The organism is Microbacterium sp. 13-71-7 (assembly GCF_002257455.1).
Lineage (GTDB): Bacteria > Actinomycetota > Actinomycetes > Actinomycetales > Microbacteriaceae > Microbacterium.
In genome coordinates this window covers 1-7053 of record NZ_NCKN01000211.1, presented here as the reverse complement: position 1 = coordinate 7053, position 7053 = coordinate 1, and the positions used below count along the sequence as shown (strand labels likewise).

At 70.3% G+C, this 7053-nt stretch carries 6 protein-coding genes and 1 pseudogene; 2 read left to right on the top strand and 5 right to left on the bottom strand.

The window, feature by feature from the left end:
- The 5 genes and pseudogenes from B7X32_RS16695 to B7X32_RS16675 form a co-directional block, all read right to left on the bottom strand.
- Positions 1–389: pseudogene (locus B7X32_RS16695) on the bottom strand (ABC transporter permease); the annotation flags it as partial.
- A 1-nt stretch (position 390) separates the two neighbouring features.
- The gene (locus B7X32_RS16690) at positions 391–1890 is read right to left on the bottom strand and encodes a sugar ABC transporter ATP-binding protein (protein ID WP_292722143.1); all 1500 of its coding nucleotides are present in this window, start codon (positions 1888–1890) and stop codon (positions 391–393) included.
- Positions 1887–2951 (bottom strand): alcohol dehydrogenase catalytic domain-containing protein, encoded by a 1065-nt coding sequence (locus tag B7X32_RS16685; protein WP_292722141.1) that lies wholly within the window; start codon positions 2949–2951, stop codon positions 1887–1889. The genes B7X32_RS16690 and B7X32_RS16685 overlap by 4 nt, the downstream gene beginning before the upstream one ends.
- Before the next feature lie 32 nt (positions 2952–2983).
- On the bottom strand, positions 2984–3946 hold the full coding sequence (locus B7X32_RS16680; protein ID WP_292722138.1) for a transketolase C-terminal domain-containing protein: 963 nt from the start codon (positions 3944–3946) through the stop codon (positions 2984–2986).
- Positions 3946–4821, bottom strand: coding sequence for a transketolase (locus B7X32_RS16675; protein WP_292722136.1), 876 nt, complete (start codon positions 4819–4821; stop codon positions 3946–3948). The genes B7X32_RS16680 and B7X32_RS16675 overlap by 1 nt, the downstream gene beginning before the upstream one ends.
- A 206-nt stretch (positions 4822–5027) precedes the next feature.
- On the opposite strand from B7X32_RS16675, the gene B7X32_RS16670 reads away from it, so the two are divergent.
- Together B7X32_RS16670 and B7X32_RS16665 are read left to right on the top strand one after the other, a co-directional pair.
- The gene (locus B7X32_RS16670) at positions 5028–6536 is read left to right on the top strand and encodes an aldehyde dehydrogenase family protein (RefSeq protein ID WP_292722133.1); all 1509 of its coding nucleotides are present in this window, start codon (positions 5028–5030) and stop codon (positions 6534–6536) included.
- 103 nt (positions 6537–6639) lie between these two features.
- Positions 6640–7053, top strand: a 414-nt coding sequence (locus B7X32_RS16665) for a helix-turn-helix domain-containing protein (protein ID WP_292722130.1), incomplete at its 3' end; no start/stop codon positions are given.

Below are 7053 nucleotides of genomic sequence, written 5' to 3'. Positions count from 1 at the left end.
AGGTAGGCGATGAGGACGCCGTTCACGAGTCCGACGAGGAGTCCCACCGCGAGTCCCGCCGCGATCGCCATCGGGATCGGGCTGTGACCGAGCATCAGCGTCGCGGACACGGATCCGGCCAGACTCGACGTCGCACCGACGGAGAGGTCGAAGTCTCCGACGACCATGACGATGGTCTGCGCCGCCGCGATGATCGCGAGGATCGACACCTGGTACAGGATGTTGCGCACGTTCACGAACGAGAGGAAGGTGTCCGGCCTCATCGCGAAGAAGAACACGAGCAGCAGGACGAGGGCCACGACGGTGCCGCCCTGCAGCAGCACACGGCCCACGGTGCGGGAGTGGGTGACGACGACGGCGGCCGTCATCGCGTCTCGGGAGGAGGTCATGTCAGTCGGCCCTTCCGTAGGCATAGGACAGGAGCAGTTCGTCGTCGGCGCCCTCGGCGGGGAGGTCCCCCGCGAGCGAGCCCTCGTGCATGATGAGGATCCGGTCGCTCATCCCGATGAGCTCAGGAAGCTCCGAGCTCACCGCGATGACGGCGGTCCCCGTGGCCGCCAGCTCCCGGATCAGCCGGTAGATCTCGGCCTTGGTGCCGACGTCGATCCCGCGCGTCGGCTCGTCCATGAGCAGCACCCTCGGCCGGCGCGCGAGCATCTTGGCGAGCACGACCTTCTGCTGATTGCCACCCGAGAGCTCCCCCACGGTCTGACGGGGTCCCCGGGCCTTGATCCGCAGGTCCGCGATGCCGCGGTTCGCGATCTCGGCGATGCGCCCGCCCTGCACGATCCCCGCCACGCTGACCTCGCGGATGTTCGCGAGGGCGATGTTGTCCTGGATCGAGGCGGCGAGGATGACACCCTGGCTGCGGCGCTCCTCCGGCACGAGGGCGACGCCGGCCTCCAGCATGCGGCCGACGCGCGGCGTCGTCGCGGCGCCGGCTTCGCCGATCGCGATGCGGCCGGCGCGGTGGGGCTGCGCCCCGGCGAGCAGCCGCAGCAGTTCGCTGCGCCCCGACCCGGCGAGCCCGCCGATGCCGAGCACCTCCCCCTCGTGCACCGTGAACGAGACGTCCTTCACACGACGTCCGTGCAGCCCCTCGACGCGCAGTGCCACCGTCGCGGTCGCCGTCCCGCGCGGCGGGAAGAGCTCGCCGGCCTCCCGGCCGACCATGGTCGAGATCACCTCGTCGATCGACGAGTCCGCGACCTCCTTCGTCAGGACGGTCTTCCCGTTGCGCATGACCGTGAGCCGGTCGCACAGCTCGAAGACCTCCTCGAGCCGGTGCGAGACGTAGACGATCGCGACGCCCTCCTCGCGGAGCGCGCGCAGCACCCGGAACAGGTCGCGGATCTCGGTGTCGGTCAGGGACGCGGTCGGTTCGTCGAGGACCAGCACCCGCGCCTCCGCGGCCAGCGCCCTGGCCACCGAGACCATGGTCTGCTGGACAGGTGTCAGGTCGGCTCCGAGCCGTCCGACGGGGATCCGCTGGTTCAGCCGGTCCAGCAGCTCCTTCGCGCGCCGGCGCATGGTCGCCCAGCGCACGAGACCGCCGCGGCTCGGCGTGTGCTCGCCGAGCAGGATGTTCTCGGCGACGTCGATGGTCGGGATCGTCGACAGCTCCTGGTAGAGCGCGACGACGCCGGCGCGACCGGCCGCGCGCACGCTCGCGAACTCCACGACCTCGCCGTCCCGGCGGATCTCCCCCGCGTCGGGGGCGTGGATGCCGGTCAGCACCTTGATGAGCGTGGACTTCCCCGCGCCGTTCTCGCCCAGGAGCGCGTGGATCTCACCGCCCCGCACCGACAGCCGCGCCCCCTCGAGCGCGTGCACGCCGTCGAAGCGCTTGACGATGCCCACGGCCTCGAGGGCGGCGGGCCGGTCCGTCATGACGCCACGTCCTCGAGCTCGTTGCAGCGGATCAGGACCTTGGGGTGCGCACCCGCGACGTGCGCGGCGAACGCCTCGGCGGCCTCGTCGAGCGGGAACACCGCCGCGGTGAGCTCATCGACGTCGAGGTGCGGCAGGATCTGCAGCGCCCGCGGGAACGCGTACGGCGAGACGAAGACCCCGGTGAGGGTGAGCTCCTTGAGATAGAGGTACGAGGAGAGCCCGAGGGGCATCTCGAACGTCTCGGGGTACATCGCCCCGTAGACGACGACGGCACCCTTCGCGGCGAGGTCGAGCAGCCCCCTCGCCGCACGGGGCGATCCGGACGCGTCGATCACGACGTCGTACCCGCGTCCCCCGGTGATCAGGGCGGCACGCGCGTCCTGATCCTCCGCGACGGGATCGATCACGTGCTCCGCGCCGTGGCGGAGAGCCATCTCCCGGCGGGCCGCGATCGGCTCGACCATGGTGAGGGAGGTCGCCCCGTTCCTCTTCATCACCTGGAGCGCGAGCTGCCCGATCGGGCCTCCCCCGCAGATCAGCACGCGATCGCCGACCCTGATCCGCGTCTTGTCCGCGATGCGCACGGCGACCGACGTCGGCTCCAGCAGACATCCCTTCCGGAGCGTGACGTCGTCGGGGAGACGGTACACCTGCGACGCGTGCCAGGTGATCGTCTCCGCCATCCCCGGCCGGTTGTAGTCCTGGATGTTCTCGCAGAACTGCTGCCGGCCGTCCTGGCACGGGCGGCAGGTGCCGCAGAACCGGAGGAAGTTCCCCGCGACCCTGTCGCCGATCTCCAGCCCGCTGCGGTGCGCCCGCTCCCCCAGCGCCTCGACGACGCCGGAGATCTCGTGCCCCAGCCCGATCGGCACCTCCGTGCCGAAGAACCCTTCGGCGAGATGCGGATCCGAGCCGCAGATCGCCGCGTACGCGACACGGATCCGCACGTCCTCCGGCCCCAGCGGCTGCTCGGGGAAGTCCACCACCCCGACCCGCCCTCTGGTCGTCTCATCGGGATCCCGCAGGCTCCCGATCCTCGTCACCGCCACCGTCTTCATTCGTCTCTCCGTCGCTCTCGGGGTGCCGCGGCTCAGGATGCGCCGAGGACGCCGTGCAGGGCGGCGACCGTGGCCGCAAGCCCGTAGCCGTGCTTGTCGCGCAGCTGCTCGTCCTCGCCGAATCCGGCGTAGACCTGCGGGATGCCGAGCCGCTCGAACGCGGTGAGACGGATGCCGCGGTCGGCGACGACATCGGCGATGCGGCTCGCGAGCCCGCCGTACGCGAGGTGGTCCTCGAGCACGACGAAGCGGCCGCCGGTCTCCTCCGCGCAGCGCACGACGAGTTCCTCGTCGATCGGCTTGAGCGTGAACATGTCGACCACACGGATCGACCGGCCCTCGTCCGCGAGCGCATCCGCCGCCTGCAGCGCCTGCGCGACCGTGGTGCCATGGGTGAAGATCGTCGCATCGGCGCCCTCCCTCGCGACGATGCCCTTCCCGATCCGCACCTCGTGCGCGCCGGGCTCATAGAGCACCATGTCCTTCTTGCCGACGGCGAGGCGGATGTAGATCGGTCCGGTCATCGTCATCGACTGCCGCAGGATCTCGCCGACCATGAGCGGGTCGCCGATCGAGGTGACGGTCATGTTGGTCAGCGCGCACATCAGCGCGAGGTCCTCCACCGCGTAGTGCGTGGATCCGCCGTTGCCGACCAGACCGCCGTGCGTGCCGATGATCTTGACGGGCAGGTTCGGATAGCAGACGTCGGTGCGCACCTGCTCGAGCGCCCTCATGCTGAGGAACGGCAGCATGCCGGACACGACGGGGATGTTCCCGTCGTACGCGAGCCCCGCCGCGATGCCGACGCTCACCTGTTCGGCGAGGCCGACGTCGAGGAACCGCTCGGGGAACCGGTCGCGGAACTCCACGAGCGTGGCCCCGATGTCCGGTGTGATGACCCAGAGGTTCTCATGCTCCTCGCCGAGCTCGGCGAGGGTCGTTCCGATGACGGAGCGCGCGGAGAGCATCTCCCCGAACGTGAACGTGACGGGCATCAGGCCACCGCCGCCGTGCGCGAGGCCGTGAGCGCGGCCATCGCCCGCTCCAGGTCGACGGCTCCGAGCGAGCCGGCATGCCAGGCGAGATTGTGCTCCATGAAGTCGACGCCCTTGCCTTTCACCGTCTCGCAGATCACGACCGTGGGCCGGTCGGTGCCGGCGTCCGGCAGCGCATCGATCGCGCCCACCAGCTCGCCCATGTCGTGGCCGTCGATCTCGACCACGTTCCATCCGAAGGCGCGCCACTTGTCCGGATACGGCTCGAACAGCACGCGCTCCTCGGCGAAGCTCGTCATCAGCTGGCGGTTCCGGTCCACGAACGCGACGAGGTTGCCGAGCCGGTTGCTCCTGGCCGCCATCGCGGCCTCCCACACCGAACCCTCGCCGGTCTCGCCGTCGCCGAGCAGGCAGACCACCCTGTGGTCCTCGCCGCGGTGCCTGGCGCCCAGCGCCATCCCGACGGCGAGGGGCAGGCCGTGGCCGAGGGATCCCGTCGAGCACTCGACGCCGGGCAGCTGTACCTTGCACGGGTGCATGCCGTATGCGCTGTCGAGCTGTCCGTAGGTCTCGACGATGCCCTCGTACGAGAAGAACCCGCGGATCGCCATCGCGATGTACATGCACACCGCCGCGTGGCCCTTGCTCAGCACGAACCGATCCCGGCCGGGGTGGGCGATGTCCGCGGGATCGACCCGCAGGCCGTACTCGAACAGCGCCGTGAAGATGTCGGCCGCGGAGAGGTCGCCGCCGATGTGCACGGCCCCCTCGTAGGTGCCGCAGAGCTGCAGGAGCTTCGACCGCAGTTCGAAAGCCAGATCCTCCAGCTCCTCGACGCTGTGCTCGCCGCGTCCGGGCAACGCACGATCGCTCATCACATGTCCTCCTCGTCGATGACATCCGGCGCCCGTCGACGATGACGAGCCGGGCCGTGGCGATGAACGTAGCATCATTTCGTTTACATGTAAACAAGAATGGTTCTAAACTCGAATCGGCCCGGGCGGAGACCCGCCGGCACCCTGCTGCGGGGCGCCCGGACCGTCGTCTCGAAACGACGGACACAGAGAGGTGGGCAGTCGCCATGACGGATACGAGAACGATCGACGCCGCAGGAGTCGGCGTACGCACAGGCTTGTTCATCGGCGGCGAGGAGCGCTTCACGGACGACGTGCTCCGCGTCGCGGATCCAGGGAAGCCGGACGCGATCGTGGGCGAGGCGGCATCGGCGTCGCCCGCGGACGTCGCCGATGCGGTCGCCGCGGCGAAGGCCGCGTTCCCGGGATGGGCGGCGTTGTCGGCGCCCGAGCGGGCGGCGCGGATGGGCGTGGCGATCACCGGGATCGCGGATGATCGCGACGAGGACGCCGCGATCCTGTCGCAGGACAACGGGAAGATCCGGTTCGAGGCCTGGGTGGACGCCCTGGTGTTCGAGATCCGGTGGAACCTCGCGCTTCTGCTCGCGGAGGAGGTGGACGCCTCGCACACGCTCCCGGTCGTCCCCGGCGCGATCCCCGTCTCCACCGAGGTGGCCTACCAGCCGCTCGGGGTGGTGACCGTGATCGTCCCGTTCAATTGGCCGATCGCGATCCTGGGGGCCTCGCTGCCGCACGCGCTGCTCGCGGGCAACACCGCGATCGTGAAGGTCCCGCCGACCACGCCGCTGGCGATCGCCCGACTGGTGCAGCGCGTCGCGGAGAAGCTGCCGCCCGGCGTGCTCAACGTGATCAGCGGCCGGGACGAGAACATGGCGGGCCTGATCCAGAATCCCGACGTCGCGAAGGTCTGCTTCACGGGCAGCGTGAACGGCGGCAAGCGGATCATGCAGATGGCCTCGCAGAGCCTGACTCGGGTCACGCTCGAGCTCGGCGGCAACGATGCGGCGGTCTTCCTCGAGGACGCGATCCTCGACGACGCGCATCTCGACCGGCTCTACGCGGCGATCTTCGACACCACGGGGCAGATCTGCATGAACGCCAAGCGCGTCTTCGTGCACCGCTCCCGCCTGGACGAGCTCGTCGACGGGCTGGCCGCCCGCCTGGATCGCGCCGTGATCGGCTACGGGCTCGACGAGGGCACCACGATGGGTCCGCTGCACTCCCCCGCCCAGCGCGCGTTCGTCGCGGAGCTCATCCAGGAGGCCAAGGGCGCCGGCGCCGACGTCCGGGAGTACGGACGGCTCCCCGGCGGAGAGCTCGAGGGGGGCAACTTCCTGCGCCCCGCGCTGGTCGTCGACCCCGATCCCGCGCTGCGCGTGGTCACCCAGGAGCAGTTCGGGCCCGTGATCCCGATCATCCCGTTCGACGATGAGCACGAGGCGGTGCGTGCGGCGAACGACACCTGGGGCGGGCTCTGCGGGTCGGTCTGGACCGCGTCGCCCGAGTCCGGTGCGCGGGTCGGATCCCAGCTGGTCTGCGGCTACGTCTGGATCAACGACCACGGCGCGACGCGGCTCGACCTGCGTGCGCCGTTCGGCGGCATGAAGCAGTCCGGCATCGGGCGCGAGCAGGGCATCGAGGGCATCAGGGCGTTCCAGGACACCCGCGCGATCGCCACGATCGATCCGGAAGCGCTCGCCGCCATGGCGCACTAGCGATTGCCGGGGCCCTGGCGTGCGCTCACGCCGGGGCCCCGGTCTTCTGGAACACTCATCACACGAGGGGGCTCCGCGAGCTCCCGCACGCAGGAGGAACAGCATGTCCGCACAGGATCACGCCCGCACCGAGGCCGCGCCGTCGCCCGAGGCCGAGCCGTCGTCCGAGGTCGTGCGCGACCCGTTGTACGACGTGGTCGATCCCGAGTCGTTCACGCCGCGGCTGCTCGCGCTGCTCTCCAACGCCCTCGTCTGGCGCGAGTCGCAGGAGCTGCGCCGGGAGTTCGGCCTCGGCACGAACGAGTGGCGCGTGCTGTCCGCACTCGCGACGCGACCCGGATCCTCGGCGAGCGAGGTGTCGGAGTTCCTCGGCGTCAACAAGGCGATCGTCTCGAAGAGCGTGAACACCCTGGCGGAGCGCCGGCTCATCGCCCTCTTCGACGGCCCGCGGGGATCCCGCCCGATGCACCTGACGGCGTCCGGAGCCCAGTTGCACCATGAGATGCGCCCCATCTCG